The organism is Rhizobium anhuiense, assembly GCF_003985145.1.
GTDB lineage: Bacteria > Pseudomonadota > Alphaproteobacteria > Rhizobiales > Rhizobiaceae > Rhizobium > Rhizobium anhuiense.
This window is the reverse complement of the sequence record NZ_ML133530.1, coordinates 54,843-74,278: the sequence shown is the minus strand read 5'-3', so window position 1 is coordinate 74,278 and position 19,436 is coordinate 54,843. Positions and strand designations below refer to the sequence as shown.

The 19,436-nt window shown below is 61.3% G+C and carries 9 protein-coding genes; 7 read left to right on the top strand and 2 right to left on the bottom strand.

The window, feature by feature from the left end:
- Nucleotides 1–91 precede the first annotated feature (91 nt).
- The 4 genes from EEQ99_RS22520 (at nucleotide 92) to EEQ99_RS22510 (ending at nucleotide 11,034) form a co-directional block, all read left to right on the top strand.
- On the top strand, nucleotides 92–280 hold the full coding sequence (locus tag EEQ99_RS22520; protein ID WP_063473847.1) for a hypothetical protein: 189 nt from the start codon (nucleotides 92–94) through the stop codon (nucleotides 278–280).
- 127 nt (nucleotides 281–407) lie between these two features.
- Nucleotides 408–572, top strand: coding sequence for a hypothetical protein (locus EEQ99_RS34680; protein ID WP_164735954.1), 165 nt, complete (start codon nucleotides 408–410; stop codon nucleotides 570–572).
- A 603-nt stretch (nucleotides 573–1,175) separates the two neighbouring features.
- Entirely contained in the window at nucleotides 1,176–9,695 is an 8,520-nt protein-coding gene (locus EEQ99_RS22515) for a glycoside hydrolase family 94 protein (protein WP_127431127.1), read from the top strand.
- Between the two features lie 100 nt (nucleotides 9,696–9,795).
- Nucleotides 9,796–11,034: an OpgC family protein gene (locus EEQ99_RS22510; RefSeq protein WP_047615756.1), complete on the top strand. Its 1,239-nt coding sequence runs from the start codon at nucleotides 9,796–9,798 to the stop codon at nucleotides 11,032–11,034.
- Nucleotides 11,035–11,084: 50 nt separating this feature from the next.
- Here the strand turns inward: EEQ99_RS22510 and EEQ99_RS22505 are convergent, their stop codons facing one another.
- Nucleotides 11,085–11,438 carry a VOC family protein gene (locus EEQ99_RS22505; RefSeq protein ID WP_047615754.1) on the bottom strand — a complete coding sequence of 118 codons (354 nt, stop codon included), beginning with the start codon at nucleotides 11,436–11,438 and terminating at the stop codon, nucleotides 11,085–11,087.
- Between the two features lie 449 nt (nucleotides 11,439–11,887).
- Nucleotides 11,888–13,651: a glucan ABC transporter ATP-binding protein/ permease gene (locus tag EEQ99_RS22500; protein ID WP_028758321.1), complete on the bottom strand. Its 1,764-nt coding sequence runs from the start codon at nucleotides 13,649–13,651 to the stop codon at nucleotides 11,888–11,890.
- A gap of 323 nt (nucleotides 13,652–13,974) precedes the next feature.
- Here EEQ99_RS22500 and EEQ99_RS22495 point away from each other — a divergent pair, with 323 nt between their 5' ends.
- The 3 genes from EEQ99_RS22495 (at nucleotide 13,975) to EEQ99_RS22485 (ending at nucleotide 19,174) form a co-directional block, all read left to right on the top strand.
- Nucleotides 13,975–14,730 carry a helix-turn-helix transcriptional regulator gene (locus tag EEQ99_RS22495; protein ID WP_047615753.1) on the top strand — a complete coding sequence of 252 codons (756 nt, stop codon included), beginning with the start codon at nucleotides 13,975–13,977 and terminating at the stop codon, nucleotides 14,728–14,730.
- A 216-nt stretch (nucleotides 14,731–14,946) separates the two neighbouring features.
- A complete protein-coding gene (gene pyc, locus EEQ99_RS22490; protein WP_028756541.1) occupies nucleotides 14,947–18,411 on the top strand; it encodes a pyruvate carboxylase in 3,465 nt (1,154 codons plus the stop codon).
- A gap of 190 nt (nucleotides 18,412–18,601) precedes the next feature.
- Nucleotides 18,602–19,174 (top strand): NADPH-dependent FMN reductase, encoded by a 573-nt coding sequence (locus EEQ99_RS22485; protein ID WP_028756540.1) that lies wholly within the window; start codon nucleotides 18,602–18,604, stop codon nucleotides 19,172–19,174.
- Nucleotides 19,175–19,436 lie beyond the last annotated feature (262 nt).

Below are 19,436 nucleotides of genomic sequence, written 5' to 3'. Positions count from 1 at the left end.
CGACCATTCAACTAGACTATTGACAGCTGCCTTGCTTCTGTCATGATCCTGTTAACGTTTGTTAGCTTTCGTGATCAATGGAGGTTGAGGCATGTTCTTTCTCGGTGGGATGACCATGGGCTACCTCGATCCTCCCGTGAAAACCGATCGCCAAGAACAGGCTTCGGTATCTCTTCCTGCGGAAAAGGACCGCCGGCTGATCGAGACTTCCTCCAACCTGCCCGAGAATGAGAGTGCCGTCGAGCGCTCCTGGATCTGGGCATGGCGCACGCTCTGCTAAAAAGGCTGGTTGAATTTTCTCTTCCTTTCGCTCTGGACGGAAATTTATCTCTACCTACTTGATAGAGAAAATAAGAATATAAGCGCGAGCCGCACAACCGGCCGCACGAGAACAACGGAGGCGACATATGGCAGATCTGGGTATTTCGCATGCTCACGTGAACCAATATGGTTCCGTACCGGCCAAGAAGCCGCTCACCACGCGTCACAGGCTTCAGGCGCTGCTCCATGGAGCGATCTTCACTGCGGCATTTCTGTTCGTCGTCGCCATGGTTTGCGGCGTCGTCGGCTAATCGGCGAATGGTAAGCGTTGGCAAGTGCCGGCGCCGCGGCGGTTTCCGCCCCTATAGAATTCCGAACATTTGATGTGTCTCGGCATTCTCCTGGCACTCGAATGTCAAAGGGAGAGTGGCCATGAGGGCATCTTATTGTGGTTGATCGGCATTCCGATCCCCATCATCATTCTTCTGTACTTTTTTCACGCCATCTGAATACCGGTGACGGAGCGGCAAAGGACAAGGGTCGCAAGCTGTGCTAACCGCCGCCAGGCACATGGTCTATCGATCCTGCCCTTTCCTTTTTCCGAAATCGAAGCTTTCGCATTGCCGCCAGCCGCGCTCGCGGGCGGCGGCTGATGCCTCTTGGCTTGAATTATTCCGATAGTGTCCAAATTTTCGCCATGGCTTTCGTGGAGAGGGTATCGATGGCCGCGATCAGCCGTCGGGCCACGTTCTGAACCGGGGCTTAGCCCGTTTGCCTCGCTTGGCCCAAGTCTCATCCGCCCCGGTTTCTTCGATCTTTGAAGAATAGGGCTCCGTTCATGTAGCAGTCATGATAAGCAGTGCAAAAGGCTGAGCAAAACAGCCATAACTTCGTTTGGATCCAGAACCGAACCCATGTCTATTTCACATCTTTCTCCGAGCCCTTCGCGCGAAACCGAGACGAAGCAGATCGATCACAACGATTCGATCCGTTCGACCTATCTTGCCATCGAGGACATCAAGGCGATGGGCGATGGGGTCGCCCGCAACGGCGTCGACAAGCTGCCGGCCTTTGCTCCCTTCGATTTTTTCGCGCGCCATAAGGAAAACGAGAAGGAAATCCTGCGCGTCTACCGGACCACGGCGACAGATGTCGAGGCCGGCGAGACGATCACGCCGGCGGCAGAATGGCTGCTGGACAATCACTATATCGTCGAAGAGGCGATCCAGGAGGTGCGGCGCGACTTCCCCCGCCGCTTCTATCGCGAATTGCCGACCATGGCCGTCGGCGGCGTCGAGGTACCGCGCACCCTCGTGCTTGCCTGGCTCTATGTCGCCCATACCCACAGCACGATCTCGCAGGAAAGCCTGACGGCGCTGGTCGATGGCTTCCAGGCCAGCGAGACGCTGAAGATCGGCGAACTCTGGGCGTTGCCTTCGCTGGTGCGTTACGTGCTCGTCGAAAACCTTCGCCGCATTTCCAGCCGTGTCGAAGCCAGCCGCCGCATGCGCCGCCGCGCCAATGAGGCGGCCGACGAATTGGTGCGCCTGACCGATCCGGCCGGAGCGGCCGCCTATCTGAAGACGCTGGAACCGCTTGCCGAGGACAATACATTCTCGACGCAGTTCCTCTATCGCCTGCGCGACGGCTCACAGACGTCGAGCCTGGCGATCACCTGGCTCGACGAGCGGCTGGAAGAACTCGGCCGCAACACCGAAGAGGCGACGACGGCCGAACATAGCCGCCTGTCTTCCGGCAACGTGACGATGGGCAACATCATCCGCAGCCTTCGCGAGATCGATGATGCCGAATGGTCGGTCTGGGTCGAGCAGGTCAGCCATGTCGACAGGCTGCTCTGGGAGCATTCGGATTACGGCATCCTCGATTCCGGCTCGCGCAACAAATATCGAAAACAGATCGAGAAGCTGGCCAAGCGCTCGCCGCTGACGGAAATGGAAATCGCCCAGCTGGCGCTCGACATGACCGATGCCGCCAAAGCTTCGGACGAGCCGCAGCCGCATGAACCGAATGTCGGTGGTTTCCTGTCGGGCGCGCAGCGGCCGAAGCTCGAGTCGCGGGCGAGCTATCGCCCGACGATCATCCAGCATTTCGTTCGCGCCGTGCGCCAGTTCAACTGGCTGGCGATTGCCTTGCCGGTCATGCTGCTGACGATCATCGCCATGGCGATCGTCGGCAGGTTCATGGCCAATGCCGGCATGGGGGCGATCGAAATCGCCGTGCTGCTGATCATGTTCTCGGTACCGGCGTCAGAAGGGGCGACGGGTCTCTTCAACACTCTGCTTTCTTTCTTCGTGACGCCGGCGCGCCTTGTCGGTTACGAGTTCAAGGAAGGCATTCCGGAGGACGCACGCACGCTGCTCGTCGTGCCCTGCCTGATCTCGAACCGCGACAGCGTCGACGACCACGTGCGCAATCTCGAGGTTCACTATCTCGCCAACCCGCGCGGCGAGATCTATTTCGCACTGCTCAGCGACTGGCCGGACAGCGAGGTCGAGGAAACGGCTGCCGATCTCGAGGTTCTCGATTATGCGCGGCGTGAGATCGCCAATCTTTCCGCCCGCTATGCCTATGACGGCAAGACGCGCTTCTATCTGCTGCATCGCCGCCGCCTCTATAATCCTTCGGAAGGCGTGTGGATGGGCTGGGAGCGCAAGCGCGGCAAGCTGCACGAACTGAACATGTTGCTGCGCGGCGACCGCGACACGACCTATCTGCCGGGCGCCAATGCGGTGCCGGCCAATGTGCAATATGTCATGACGCTCGATGCCGATACGCGCCTGATGCGCGATGCCGTCACCAAGCTCGTCGGCAAGCTCTATCATCCGATCAACCGCCCGGTCATCAATCCGAAAACCGGCCGTGTCGAAAGCGGCTACGGCGTCTTGCAGCCGCGTGTCACCCCGTCGCTGACGACGGGCAAGGACGCCTCGGTCTTCCAGCGCGTCTTTTCGATCAATCGCGGCCTCGATCCTTATGTCTTCACCGTTTCCGACGTCTATCAGGATCTCGCCGGCGAAGGCACTTTCACCGGCAAGGGGCTTTATCATGTCGACGCTTTCGAAGCCTCGCTGAAGGGCCGGATCGACGAGAATTCCGTGCTCAGCCACGATCTTCTCGAAGGCTCGATGGCGCGCTGCGCGCTCGTCACCGATCTCGAACTGGTTGAGGATTTCCCGATCCGCTACGAGGTGGAAACCTCGCGCCAGCATCGCTGGGCGCGCGGCGACTGGCAGCTTCTGCCCTACATGTTCAATCCGAAATACGGCGTCACGGCACTCGGCCGCTGGAAGATGTTCGACAATCTGCGCCGCTCGCTGACGCCGATCGCCTGGTTCTTCGCCTCCGTGCTCGGCTGGTATTTCATGGGTCCGCTCGGCGCACTCATCTGGCAGATTCTGCTGATCTTCTGCCTTTTCGTCGCGCCGACGCTGTCGCTCATCAACGGCATCATCCCGCGCACCAGCGATATCATCGCCCGCGCCCATCTCTATACGGTCTGGTCCGATATCACGGCGGCCAATGCACAGGTTGCGCTGCGCATCGTCTTCATCGCCGACTCGGCCTGCATGATGGCGGATGCGATCGGCCGTTCGCTCTACCGCCTGTTCGTCAGCCGCAAGCTGATGCTGCAGTGGCGCACCGCCGCCAGCGTCCAGGCCGGCGGCCAGGGGACGCTGATCTCCTATTACAAGGCGATGTGGCATGCGCCGGTGCTGGCGCTGCTGGCGCTCGGTTTCGCAGCCCTTCCCGGCGACAACGCCTTCCTCGTCGGCATTCCCTTCGCCCTGCTGTGGGTCCTGTCGCCTGTTGTTGCCTGGTATGTCAGCCAGTCGGCGGAGACCGAAGACCGGCTCGAAGTCGCCGATTCCGTGTCGAGCGAACTGCGCAAGATCGCCCGGCGCACCTGGCGGTATTTCGAGACCTTCACGACGGCCGAGCAGAACTATCTGCCGCCTGATAATATCCAGGAAACGCCGCATGTGATCGTCGCGGCGCGCACCTCGCCGACCAATATCGGCGTCTATCTGCTCTCCGTCGTTTCCGGCCGGCATTTCGGCTGGTTCTCCTTCGAGGAGACGCTCGAGCGGCTGGAGCAGACGATCGCGACGATCGACAGGATGGAGAAATTCCGCGGCCATCTGTTCAACTGGTATCACACCGATACGCTGCAGACGCTTGGGCCTCGTTACGTCTCGGCCGTCGACAGCGGCAATCTCGCCGGCCATCTGATCGCCATTTCATCGGCCTGCCGCAACTGGGCCGAGGCGCCGTCGGCGCATATGCAGGGCAATCTCGACGGCGTCGGCGACACCGCCGGCATTCTCGGCGAAGTGCTGGCGGACCTGCCCGATGACCGCAAGACCGTGCGCCCGCTGCGCCGGCGCCTGGAGGAGCGCATCGTCGGCTTCCAGAACGCGCTTGCCGCGGTCAAACGCGAGCATGAATTCGCCTCGATCCGCATCATCAACCTCGCCGTTCTCGCGCGCGACATCGAGAAGCTTGCCGCCAATCTCGACCATGAGGTCAAGTCGAAGCAGAGCGAAGAAGTCACCCAATGGGCGGCATCGCTGGTAAAGGTCTGCGAGGCGCATATTTCCGACAGTACCTTCGACCTTTCCAAGGTCGATGCGCTGCGGCCGCGCCTGGTGGCGCTGCGCGACAAGGCCCGCGATCTGGCTTTCTCGATGGATTTCGGCTTCCTGTTCCGGCCGGAACGGCGCCTGCTATCGATCGGCTACCGCGTCGAAAGCGGCGAGCTCGACCAGGCGTGTTACGACCTTCTTGCCTCGGAATGCCGCCTGACCAGCCTCTTCGGCATCGCCAAGGGCGACCTGCCGACGGAACACTGGTATCGCCTCGGCCGCCAGGTCGTGCCTGTGGGGTCACGCGGCGCGCTGGTCTCCTGGTCCGGCTCGATGTTCGAATATCTGATGCCGCCGCTCGTCATGCAGGAGCGTGGCGGAGGCATTCTCAACCAGACCAACAATCTGGTCGTCGTCGAGCAGATGAATTACGCCCGCAAGCTCGGCATTCCGTGGGGCATTTCGGAAGCGGCCTTCAATGCCCGCGACCATAACCTCAATTATCAGTACACGAATTTCGGCGTACCGACGCTCGGCCTGAAGCGCGGTCTTGGCCACAATGCCGTCATCGCGCCTTACGCATCGCTGCTCGCCAGCCAGTACGACCCGCCGGGCGCGCTGGAAAACCTGCAGAGGCTGCGCAAGGTCGGCGCGCTTGGCAAGTTCGGCTTCCACGATGCCGTCGACTTCACGCCGACGCGTGTGCCGGAAGGCAAGAAATGCGCGGTGGTCTACAATTATTATGCCCACCATCACGGCATGTCGATCGCGGCCGTCGCCAACGTCGCCTTCAACGGTCATCTGCGCGAGCTCTTCCACTCCGATCCGGTCATCGAGGCGGCCGAGCTGCTGCTGCAGGAAAAGGCGCCGCGCGACATCCCGGTCATGAGCGGCAAACACGAATCCGACACGCCGGCCAGCATCCAGGACGATCTCCTGCGACCGGAGCTCCGGAAGATCAACGATCCGGCTTCGCGCGACCGCGAACTCGTATTCCTGTCGAACGGTCATTATTCGCTGATGCTGACGGCGACGGGTGCTGGTTATTCCCGCTGGAACGGCCTTTCCGTTTCCCGCTGGAAAGCCGATCCGACCGAAGACCGCTGGGGCAGCTTCATCTTCCTGCGCGATACCGCCACCAGCGAATGGTGGTCGGCGACGGCTGAGCCGAAGGGTGTCGAAGGCGAGAAGATCAAGGTCGAATTCGCCGACGAGAAGGCGCAGTTCACCAAGACGGTCGGCGACCTCACCAGCGAAGTGGAGTGCATCATTGCGACCGAGCATGATGCCGAGGCTCGCCGCGTCACCTTGCTCAACATGGGCACGGAAGACCGCTTCATCGAAGTCACCTCCTATCTCGAACCGGTGATCACCTCCGATGATACCGACAATGCGCATCCGGCATTCGCCCGCATGTTCGTCAAGACCGAGATCGGCAAGCGCGGCGACGTCATCCGTGCCGAACGCAACAAGCGCGACCCGAACGAGCCGAACATCAGCATCGCCCATCTGATCGTCGACAATGCCGGCGACACCCGCCATACCGAATTCGAGACCGACCGCCGCAAGTTCATCGGCCGTGGCCGCAGTCTTGCCGATGCGGCGGCCTTCGATCCGGGCGCGACACTTTCGGGCAGCGACGGCTTCATGCTCGATCCCGTCATGTCGCTGCGTCGCACCGTCCGCGTGCCGGCCGGCAAGAAAGTCAGCGTGATCTTCTGGACGATCGCGGCGCCCAGCCGCGACGAAGTCGACAAGGCGGTCAATCGCTATCGCCATCCAGACGCCTTCAACCACGAGCTCGTCCAGGCCTGGACACGCACGCAGGTGCAGATGCGCCATGTCGGCGTCACCTCGCAGCAGGCGGCGGCCTTCCAGCATCTCGGACGCTACCTCGTCTATCCCGACATGCAGCTGCGCAAGGACGAAGCGACCGTCGAGGCCGGCCTGCAGTCGCAATCGGCGCTCTGGCCGCTGGCGATCTCCGGCGACTTCCCGATTTTCACGCTGCGCATCAACGACGACATGGATCTCGATATCGCCCGGGAAGCGCTGCTGGCGCAGGAATATCTACGCTCGCGCGGCGTCACTGCCGATCTCGTCATCATGAACGAACGCGCCTCTTCCTATGCGCAGGACATGCAACATGCGCTCGACGCCATGTGCGAGAACGTCCGTCGCATGGGCCAGGCCGACGGCTTGCGCCAGCATATCTTTGCGGTGCGCAAGGACCTGATGGAGGAGAGCACCTATCATGCGTTGATCGCGGCCTCCCGCGTCACGCTGCATACCAAGAACGGCAAGGTGGTCGACCAGATCAACCGCGCCGTGGCGCTGTTTGCACCCTCCAAGGAGGAGCTGCAGGAGATGGAACGGGCCGAGCGCAACAAGGCCCCCGTCAAGCGTGTCGTGCCGGTGCCGCCGCCCGTCGTGCCCGCCGTCGTCATCGAGGAGGAAGGCGATCTCGACTTCTGGAACGGCATCGGCGGCTTTGCCCGCGACGGACGCGAATATGTCGTTCGGCTGCCTGGCGGTCATGCAACGCCGCAGCCCTGGATCAACGTCATCTCCAATGACAGGTTCGGCTTCCACGTGTCGGCGGAGGGCTCCGGCTTTACCTGGAGCGCCAATTCGCGCGACTACCAGCTGACCTCCTGGTCGAACGATGCCGTGGTCAACCGTTCGGGTGAGGCCTTCTATCTCACCGATCTCCACAGCGGTGCCGTCATGACGCCTTTCGCTGCGCTTTCCCGCCGGCCGGACATTCGTTTCGAAGCCCGCCACGGGCTCGGCTATTCCGTCTTCTCCAGTGTCCAGCACGATATCGCGCTCGAACTGACGCAGACGGTCGACCGCGAAAGGCCGGTGAAACTGCAGCGCCTGCGCCTGCGCAACACCGGTTCTGCCAGCCGCAAGCTGCGTCTCTACGGTTATGTCGAATGGATCCTCGGCAGCAATTCGGCACGCACGGTGCCTTTCATCCTGTCGAGCCATGACGAGGAGACGGGGGCGCTGTTTGCCACCAATCCCTACAGCATCGATTTTTCCAACCGAACCGCCTTCTTCGCGGCGAGCGAGACGGTTTCGAGTTTCTCGGCAAGCCGGCGCGAATTCATCGGCAAGGCGGGGACGATCCAGGCGCCGCAGGCCGTCATCTCGGCCGCCGCCCTTTCCGGCGGCACCGAACTCGATGGCGATCCGGCCGCGGCTCTTGCGATCGACATCGAACTTGGCGCCGGCGAGGAGCGTGATTTCACCTTCTTCCTCGGCGACACGCCGACGGAAGAAGAGGCGCGCACTGTCATTGCCGATATCCGCAAGGTTTCGTTCGACGACGCCGTCGAGGCTAACCGCGCCTTCTGGCGGGACTTCACCGGCAGGCTGCAGATATCGACGCCGGATCGCGGGATGAACAATCTCGTCAACACCTGGCTGCCTTATCAGAGCCTCGGCTGCCGCATCATGGCCCGCACCGCCTTCTACCAGGCAAGCGGCGCCTTCGGCTTCCGCGACCAGTTGCAGGATACGCTCGCCTTCGTGCTGCACGAACCCTCGCTTGCCCGCCGGCAGATCCTGAATGCCGCTTCGCGCCAGTTCCGCGAAGGCGACGTGCAGCATTGGTGGCTGCCGGGAACGGGTGCGGGCGTGCGCACGCTGATCTCGGACGACGTCGTCTGGCTGAGTTATGCGATCCATCACTATTGCAGCGTCACCGGCGACAAGAACGTGCTCGACGAGGAGATCGCCTTCCTGGAAGGGCCGGCACTGCTCGAAGGCCAGCACGACTCCTTCTACAAGCCGGAGATTTCCGAGGACAAGGCGAGCGTCTACGAACATGCGGCGCTGGCTCTTGATCTCGCCATCGCCCGCAAGGGGACCAATGGCCTGCCGCTGTTCCTCGGCGGCGACTGGAACGACGGCATGAACCGCGTCGGCATCGGCGGGCGCGGCACCAGCGTCTGGCTCGGCTGGTTCCTGGCGGGTGCATTGCGCTCCTTCATTCCCTATGCCGAAGAGCGCGGCGACACCGTCCGCACGGAGCGCTGGTCGGCGCATCTCATCGAACTGAAGAAGGCGCTCGAAACTGCGGCCTGGGATGGCGGCTACTATCGCCGCGGCACCTTCGACGACGGTGCGCTGCTCGGCTCCAAAGAAAGCCCCGAATGCCGGATCGATTCGATCGCGCAGTCCTGGAGCGTACTCTCGGGCGAGGGCGATCCGGCCCGCGCCGTCACGGCGATGGAGGCCGTGCTCGACCAACTGGTCGACGAGGATGCCCGGATCATCCGGCTGTTCACGCCGCCTTTCGTCAATTCCGCCAGGGATCCCGGCTATATCAAGGCCTACCCGCCGGGTGTGCGCGAAAATGGCGGGCAATATACCCATGCCTCGACCTGGGTGGTGATGGCGCTGGCGCAGCTGAAGCGGGGTGACGATGCCTTCCGCTGCTTCCAGATCCTCAACCCGATCACCCATGCGCTCGACAAGGTTTCAGCGGAGCAATACCGCGTCGAGCCCTATGTCGTGGCCGCCGACGTCTATGGCCATGAGCCCTATACATCACGCGGCGGCTGGACCTGGTATACCGGGTCGGCCGGCTGGCTCTACCGCGCCGCCGTCGAGGGCATCCTCGGCATCCGGCTGAAGGACGGCCGGCTCTACGTGCGTCCGGCGCTCCCGTCCGAATGGGACGGTTTTGCGGCAGAGGTGGAGCAAGGCGGCGGCAAATACCGCATTTCGGTCTCAAAAGCGTCCAATGATCGCGGCTACACTCTGTCGATCAACGGCTGCGAAGTCACCGATCCCGAAGAGGGATATCCGCTCGGATAACAGCGTTCTCCACGCTGAAAAACACGGCGATTCGCGACGGCCAAAAGGGAACCCTTTTGGCCGTCGTCGCGTTTGCAAATCGGATAATAAGGAGAGACCCATGGCAAGCACGCCGTCCGAAGCCATCGTCCCTGGGCGCAGTACTCTATCCGCAGCTGCGCCAGCGCGCGACACAAGGCTCGACGTCCTGCGCGGTGTGGCCCTGATCATGATCTTCATCAATCATGTTCCCGGACAGATTTTCGAATATGTGACGACGAAGAATTTCGGCTTCTCCGATGCCGCCGAGGCCTTTGTGCTGATCTCGGGCATTGCCGTCGGCCTTGCCTATGGGGCTCGCTTTCAGCCGGGGAACCGGCTCAAGGTGGCGATCAAGGCAGCGAAGCGCGCCTTCACGCTCTATCTCGCCCATATGATCACCACCTTCATGACGCTGGCGCTGTTCATCTGTGGTGCCTGGCTGTTCCACCGACCGGGATTGCTGGTCGAAATCAATATCCTGGCGGTTCTGATGAACCTGAAGGAAGGCATTCCGGCTCTGCTCCTGCTCGGCCATCAGATCGGTTACAACAATATCCTGCCGATGTACGGCGCGCTGATGCTGATGGTGCCTATTATCCTCTTCTTGAATGCGCGGAGCCCGTTGCTGGCGCTCGGTGTCTCGGGCACCGTCTGGCTGCTTGCAGGGATCTACGAGGTGGCGCCGCACAACATGCTCATCGAGGGCTACTGGTTCCTCAATCCGCTCTCCTGGCAGTTCCTGTTTTCGATCGGCATCGTCTCGATGCTGCATATCAAGCGCGGCGGCACGATCCCGCGGCATCCGCTGCTGCTGGCGGCCGCTGCCGCTTACGTCTTACTGTCCTTCGTCTGGGTGACGGGCCATCTCTGGATTTTCGGCAACTCGCTGGCCGCACTTGGCCTGCCGACCGTTATCACCGGTTTCGACAAGACGTTCCTGTCGCTGCCGCGGCTGCTGCATGTGCTGGCGCTGACCTATCTCGTCATCAGCATCCCGGCGCTCTCGCGGATCCTGCGCCGTTCTGCGGATCATCCGCTGACGATCCTCGGGCGCCATTCGCTGAACATCTTCGTCGCCGGCACGATCCTCGCCATGATCGGCCAGGTGGTGCTCTACCTCACCAACAAGGACCCGCTGGTCGGCCCGCTCTTCGTGATATCAGGGGTCGCGATACAATTCGCCTATGCATATTATCTCGAGCGCAAGCGCCAACAGGGCAAGCTCAAGGGAAAAGTCGTCGCCGATACCGCCAGCATCCCCGTTCCCGTCCGCATCGGCGGAACGGCCAATGCCTATCGCCGGAGCGATCGGAAATAGGGTTCGGATTTATGTCAGATGTAGGAGCCGGTAGCCGAAAGGCCGCCGGCTCATTTTTTATGAACGAGGATGTTCACCAACTTTCCCAGCGGATCGCGCACATAGAAGCGCCTGACGCCCCAAGGCTCATCGGCTGGGCCATACTCGATCGGAAAGCCTGAGGCCGACATCGCCTCGAAAGCGGCATCCAGATCGTCAACCTCGATCGAAAGGTCCGGCACCTCCGTTCCGGAACCACCTTCACTGGCGATGCTGAGCTGAACATTCATCGAACGCGATGCGCCGAACGTCGTGATCCAGCCGTGATCCATGATGACGTCGAGACCGAGGATATCCTGATAGAAACGCCGGGCCAGGGTGATATCCGCTGCCTGGATATTGGCGACGATGCGCAGGACCTTCATGGGCTTTCTCCCTATGCTCGTTGACTGCCGAAGGTTAGGGAAGATCGGCGGGGTGATCAATCGTGTGGGTCAGAGCGGAGATGTTGTGCCGTGCGGTACCCCTCTGCCCTGCCGGGCATCTCCCCGCACGGGGAGATTGGATGGCGCGAGGGCTTCCCGAACAACTGGCCGTCGCATGACTCTAAACTGAAGGCGATATGGCACGGCAACCGGAGTGGTTGATGCTTTACGGGGAGCAAGCTCCTGCCGACCTGCCGAAAAACATTCTGGAAGTGTCAGGCATGTCTCCGAACAGCTGTCACGTATATATCCGGGCTTTACACCTGTGGGGGAGATATCCGGCAGGGCAGAGGACGATCAGATGGTAAGGCGCCGCTCCCGGGGCTCTGGCAAACAAAAAGACCGGAAGGGAGCTACCCTTCCGGCCTTTGTCTTGAGACCCGAACCGATCAGGCGGCTTCGGTGGTATGGGCCTTGCGGACTTCTTCGTCCGTCAGGATGCCGCTGGCGCGCAGCAGGGCGGCGAAGCGGCCGTTGCTGTGGCTGAGTTCGTCGAAGCTGCCCTGTTCGACCACACGGCCGTCGTCCAGGAAGAGCACCATATCGGCTTCGCGGACCGTCGACAGGCGGTGGGCGATGATGAAGGTGGTGCGGTTCTGGCGCAGATTGTCGATCGCGGCCTTGACGCGGGCTTCGGTCTCGACGTCGAGCGCCGAGGTCGCCTCGTCGAGCACCAGGATCGGCGCGTCCTTGAGGATGGCGCGGGCGATCGCGATGCGCTGACGCTCGCCGCCGGAGAGCTTGTTGCCGCGTTCACCGACATGCGTATCGTAGCGATCCTCACGGGTCTCGATGAAGTCGGCGGCGGCGGCGGCTTCAGCCGCACGGCGCATTTCCTCTTCGCTGGCGCCCTCGCGGCCGAGGCGGATATTGTCGCTGATCGAACGGTTCAGCAGGCCCGCATCCTGGAAGACGGTGGCAATGTGGCGGCGCAGCGACTTGCGGGTCACCTTGGTGATATCGGTGCCGTCGACGAGGATCTTGCCGCCCTGGGCATCGTAGACACGCTGCAGCAGGTTGACGAGCGTCGTCTTGCCGGCGCCGGTCGGGCCGACGATCGCGACCGTCTGGCCTGCCTTCACCGAGAAGGAGACATTGTGCAGGCCCTGCGAGCTGTTGCCGAAGCCGAAGGAGACGTCGCGGAATTCAATCGCACCCTTGACGTCCTTGATCTCGCCGTTGCCAGCCGGCTCTTCACGTTCACGTACCGAGTCTTCGAGCGTATAGAAGTCCTCGAGTTTGGAGCGAGCCTCGAAAATCTGCGTGGCGAACTGGCGCATCAGGTCGAGGCGGCCGATCAGCAGGTTGGCGAAGCCGATGAAGGCGATGACGTCGCCGACGCGCAGCTGGCCGGCCTGGACGAGCATGGTGCCGATGATCAGGACCACCATCATCGCGATGGTCGAAGCCATGCGGTTCAGCGCGCTGGCGATCGCCCACCAGTCGAGCACCGGATACTGGGCTTCGAGCAGACGGTCGGCGAAGGATTTCAGCGCCCGGGTTTCAGCCTCGATGCGGTTGTAGCTGTGCAGGACCGAAACGTTGCTAATCGAGTCGCTGACATGCGAGAAGACAGTGTGATAATGGTTCTCGACCGAAGCCTGGCCGTCCTTGGTGCGGCTCATGACGACGCGGCCGATCAGCCAGTAGGCGATGGCGAGCACCATGAGCACGGCGGAAAGGCGCAAGTCCATCGACATTGCGGTGGGCACCAGAAGGGTAAGCGCGATAACCGTCGACAGGTGGTTGCGCATGAATTCCAGCCAGAGGCCGAACAGCGTTTCGCAGGCACGCAGCAATGTATGCAGCGCGTTGGAGGTGCCGCGCTGGTGGTGCCAGCCAAGCGGCATGGAGATGATGCGGCCAAAGGCTTCCGTCAGCAGCGTTGCCCGGCGTCCATGCGCCAGCCTGTCGGCCTCGCGGGCCACCAGGACGAAGGCGATGGTGTTGAAGACGGCGAAAGTCGCCCACATGAAGAGGATAGGCTTCACCTCTCCCTTGCCGGAAATCGCATCGATGATGCGGCCGAACAGGATCGGCTCCGCAATGGTGATCGTCGCCAGAACAATGTTTGCGATAACGACCAGGGATACGCGCAGCTTGTAGGCGCCAAGATAGCGCAGAGCTCTTGCATAGACCTTGAATAGCGTCACGTCGAACCTCTTGTGCATCTGCGAAAACGGGATGATGCGATGCTACAAAAGGCTACCTGAACCGGCGATTAACGGAGCATTCAGGCTTCGATCGTCGCGACGATTAAACCCGATCGTACTATCGCAGGATGCGACGAGATGGCTATGGCGCTGAAATTGCTGCATGAACATATCTCGCAACAATTTGCGCTTGCATTTTATTAAATGTTTAGCACAGCATTAAATTAGTGACTGCATTTTTTGAAGAAGACCGTTTCGCGACCAATTTGAAAAGCCGCCGACGGCCTCGATGCGGGCGTCAAGTCCGGGCAAGGGGCATTTTTGTGAATATTAATTCGTTAATTCAATTGCTTATAATTCTGGAAGAATGTTCAAATCCTGAGGTCGTCGTCACCGAGTTGGAGCAGGGCATCCACGGTTGCGGCTTCGACTATTACGGCCTGCTGCGCCATGTGCCGCAGAATCCGGCGCAGCCGAATCCGGAACCCTGGGCCGCGGCGCTTGCCGGCCGCTGGCCGGAACAATGGCCGCAGATATATACCGCGAAAAAATATGTGCTGATCGATCCGATGGTGCGTTATCTCGCCCATGCCCAGCGGCCTTTCCGCTGGCGAGACAGCATGGCGGCGTTCAGCAAGGATGGGCAGCAACGCCGTATGGAGCAGATGATGGTCGATGCCTTCGGCCATGGACTGGAAGATGGCTACATCTTTCCGATCCACGGACGAAACGGCATTCTCGGCAGCCTCAATCTCGCCGGCAAGCCGATCGAGCTGTCGCCGGTGGAGATCGCACTGTTCGAGGCGGTGGCGCGCAAGGCCTTCTGGCGGTTGCTCGACCTGAAAGGCGAAGTGCAGGCGCTGGAGACCGTGCTGCCGGCCGAGACGCCGCTGACCCGACGCGAGATGGAAATCCTGCACTATCTCGCCGAAGGCATGACCTCGATGGAGATCAGCAAGATGCTGAAGATCTCAAACCATACCGTCGATTGGTATATGAATGGCCTGCAGGACAAGCTGAAGGCGAAAAACAGGCAGCAAGCGGTGGCGCTTGCCTTCCGCCACGGCCTGATAAGCTGATGCATGTCGTCCAAAACGGGGTAGCGGCTTTGGACAACGACATGCATGATCATAAGATAAGCGCGTCAAATGACGCGAGTCCGATGCTATGCGCTTCAGAATGGCGAGAAAGTGCATTTCGCAGTCGCAAGAGAAATTGAACTTCCTGTGACAAGAAGTTAAGAATTTTCTTCGCGGGTGCAGCATGCCCGCGTCTGAACGTCTGAGGAGACCGTTTTGCCCATTTCCAAGATTCTCGTTGCCAACCGCTCCGAAATTGCCATTCGCGTGTTCCGCGCGGCCAACGAACTTGGAATAAAAACGGTGGCCATCTGGGCGGAAGAGGACAAGCTGGCACTGCACCGCTTCAAGGCGGACGAGAGCTATCAGGTCGGCCGCGGCCCGCATCTCGCCAAGGATATGGGTCCGATCGAGAGCTATCTCTCGATCGAGGAGGTGATCCGCGTCGCCAAGCTTTCGGGCGCGGACGCGATCCATCCCGGCTACGGCCTGCTGTCGGAAAGCCCCGAATTCGTTGATGCCTGCAACAAGGCCGGCATCATTTTCATCGGCCCGAAGGCCGATACGATGCGCCAGCTCGGCAACAAGGTTGCAGCGCGCAACCTGGCGATCTCGGTCGGCGTGCCTGTGGTGCCGGCCACCGGCCCCCTGCCCGAGGATATGGCCGAAGTGGCCAAGATGGCCGAGGAGATCGGCTATCCCGTCATGCTCAAGGCTTCCTGGGGCGGCGGCGGGCGCGGCATGCGCGCCATCCGCGATCCGAAGGACCTTGCCCGCGAAGTGACGGAGGCCAAACGCGAGGCGATGGCCGCCTTCGGCAAGGACGAGGTCTATCTGGAAAAGCTCGTCGAGCGCGCCCGCCATGTGGAAAGCCAGGTTCTCGGCGATACGCACGGCAATGTCGTGCATCTCTTCGAGCGTGACTGCTCGATCCAGCGCCGTAACCAGAAGGTCGTCGAGCGCGCACCGGCCCCCTACCTCTCGGAAGCGCAGCGCCAGGAGCTTGCCGCCTATTCGTTGAAGATTGCGGCGGCGACCAATTATATCGGCGCCGGCACCGTCGAATACCTGATGGATGCCGATACCGGCAAATTCTACTTCATCGAAGTCAATCCGCGTATCCAGGTCGAGCATACGGTGACCGAAGTCGTCACCGGCATCGACATCGTCAAGGCGCAGATCCACATCCTCGACGGCTTTGCAATCGGCACGCCGGAATCGGGCGTGCCCGGGCAGAAGGATATCCGTCTCAACGGCCATGCGCTGCAGTGCCGCATCACCACGGAAGATCCGGAGCATAATTTCATTCCGGATTACGGTCGGATCACCGCCTATCGCTCGGCCTCCGGTTTCGGCATCCGGCTCGACGGCGGCACCTCCTATTCCGGCGCCATCATCACCCGCTTTTACGATCCGCTTCTCGTCAAGGTCACGGCATGGGCGCCAAATCCATCCGAAGCGATTTCCCGCATGGACCGGGCGCTGCGCGAATTCCGCATTCGCGGCGTCGCCACCAACCTGACCTTCCTCGAAGCGATCATCGGCCATCCGAAGTTCCGGGATAACAGCTACACGACCCGCTTCATCGATACGACGCCGGAGCTTTTCCAGCAGGTCAAGCGCCAGGATCGCGCCACGAAGCTGCTCACCTATCTCGCCGACGTCACCGTCAATGGCCATCCCGAGGCCAAGGACCGGCCGCGGCCGCTTGATAACGCGGCCGAACCGGTGGTTCCCTATGCCAACGGCAATACGGTCAAGGACGGTACCAAGCAGCTCCTCGACACGCTCGGCCCGAAGAAATTCGGCGAATGGATGCGCAACGAAAAGCGCGTACTCTTGACCGACACGACGATGCGCGACGGCCATCAGTCGCTGCTCGCCACCCGCATGCGCACCTATGACATCGCCCGCATCGCCGGCACCTATGCGCATGCGCTGCCGAATCTTTTGTCGCTCGAATGCTGGGGCGGCGCGACCTTCGACGTTTCCATGCGCTTTCTGACCGAGGATCCGTGGGAGCGCCTGGCACTGATCCGCGAGGGGGCGCCGAACCTTCTGCTGCAGATGCTGCTGCGCGGCGCCAACGGCGTCGGCTACACCAATTATCCCGACAATGTCGTCAAGTATTTTGTTCGCCAGGCGGCCAAGGGCGGCATCGATCTCTTCCGCGTCTTCGACTGCCTCAACTGGGTCGAGAACATGCGCGTCTCGATGGATGCCATTGCCGAGGAGAACAAGCTCTGCGAGGCGGCGATCTGCTACACCGGCGATATCCTGAACTCGGCCCGTCCGAAATATGATCTGAAATACTATACCGACCTTGCGGTCGAGCTCGAAAAAGCCGGCGCTCACATCATCGCGCTCAAGGATATGGCGGGCCTGCTCAAGCCCGCGGCTGCCAAGGTTCTGTTCAAGGCGCTGCGTGAGGCGACCGGCCTGCCGATCCATTTCCACACGCATGATACATCGGGTATTGCGGCTGCGACCGTCCTTGCCGCCGTCGATGCCGGTGTCGATGCCGTCGATGCGGCCATGGATGCGCTTTCCGGCAATACTTCGCAGCCCTGTCTCGGTTCGATCGTCGAGGCGCTGCGCGGTACGGAGCGCGATCCGGGCCTCGATCCGGAATGGATCCGCCGTATCTCCTTCTATTGGGAAGCGGCGCGCAACCAGTATGCGGCCTTCGAAAGCGATCTGAAGGGTCCGGCATCCGAAGTCTATCTGCACGAAATGCCGGGCGGCCAGTTCACCAACCTCAAGGAACAGGCGCGCTCGCTCGGCCTCGAGACCCGCTGGCATCAGGTGGCGCAGGCCTATGCCGACGCCAACCAGATGTTCGGCGATATCGTCAAGGTGACGCCGTCTTCCAAGGTCGTCGGCGACATGGCGCTGATGATGGTTTCGCAGGACCTGACGGTGGCCGATGTCGTCAGCCCCGACAAGGAAGTCTCCTTCCCGGAATCGGTCGTATCGATGCTGAAGGGTGATCTCGGTCAGCCGCCGTCTGGATGGCCCGAAGCGCTGCAGAAGAAGGCGTTGAAGGGTGACAAGCCCTATACCGTGCGCCCCGGCTCGCTGCTCAAGGAGGCCGATCTCGATGCCGAGCGTAAAGTCATCGAGACGAAACTCGAGCGAGAGATCAGCGACTTCGAGTTTGCCTCCTATCTGATGTATCCGAAGGTCTTCACCGACTTCGCGCTCGCCTCCGACACCTACGGCCCGGTCTCGGTGCTGCCGACGCCGGCCTATTTCTACGGTCTCAAGGATGGCGAGGAACTGTTTGCCGATATCGAACGCGGCAAGACGCTCGTCATCGTCAACCAGGCGATGAGCGCGACGGACAGCCAGGGCATGGTGACCATCTTCTTCGAGCTCAACGGCCAGCCGCGCCGCATCAAGGTGCCGGACCGGGCTCATGGGGCGACGGGTGCCGCCGTCCGCCGCAAGGCTGAGCCGGGCAATGCCATCCATGTCGGTGCGCCGATGCCGGGTGTCATCAGCCGTGTCTTCGTCTCGCCCGGCCAGGTCGTCAATGCCGGCGACGTGCTCGTCTCCATCGAGGCGATGAAGATGGAAACGGCGCTGCACGCGGAAAAGGATGGCACGATTTCCGAGGTGCTGGTGCGCGCCGGCGATCAGATCGACGCCAAGGACCTGCTCGTCGTCTACGCCGGCTGAGCAGGCGGGGTCGATGTTTCCGAAGGGTTGCATTCGGCCATGCTATCGATCACCCGATTGTGTACGGTCGGGCTGTTAAAAAGCTGATTTTGTGAAAAGTGAGCGGCCTCCTTGCCTTGCCCGGCGAGGAGGCTTTCTCATAGATTGGCACGCTCACCACCCGCCCCCAAGACCCATCAGGAAATCGTCTATGAGCAAGTTGAAGATTGCCGTCATTGTCGGCAGCACGCGTATTGGCCGTTTTGCCCAGCATCCGGCCAAGTGGATCGCAGATTTCGCCAGTCAGCGCTCTGATCTCGAAGTCGAAGTTCTCGACCTTCTCGACTACCCCATGCATTTCTTCGGGGAAGAGCGCGCCACCACGGCGGAAAGCGAAACCGCAGAGAACTGGAAGAAGAAGCTGCGCGAGTTCGACGGCTTCATTTTTACCGCCGCCGAATATAACCATGCGCCGACCGCGGTTCTGAAGAACGCGATCGATCTCGGCGAATTCATTCAGAAGCCGGTCGGTTTCGTCGGTTACGGCGGCGTCGGCGGCGCACGTGCGGTCGAGCAGCTTCGCCTGATCTTCGTCGAAATGAGCGCAGCGTCCGTCAAGACCGCCGTCCACATCGCGTTCAGCGAATATCTTGCGGTTCTCAAGGAAGGCAAGAGCCTCGGTGATTACGCCCATCTCAATGAGGCCGCCAAGAACATGCTCGATCAGCTCACCTGGTGGGGCAATGCGCTGAAGGCCGCGCGCGCCGTCGTTACGGCCTCCTGATTGCAGCGAGCAATGCCGGGATGTTCGCATCCCGGCACCAGAGCCTTTCCCGGTTGGATTGCAGCATTCTGCCGGCGCAAAGATGCCCGGCCCACCGGCCGCACTGCTTCACTATGCGAAGCAATAGGTGCGTCCGGCGCTTCTAAAGTCTTGCAGATTTGCAAGGCAAATCTGCGGGAGGGTTGGCTGAAACGGGCCGGCTTGGCCGTAGAGCCGGGCTACGACGCGCGCCGGCCGGTCGACCATCCGACTCCGTTTGAGC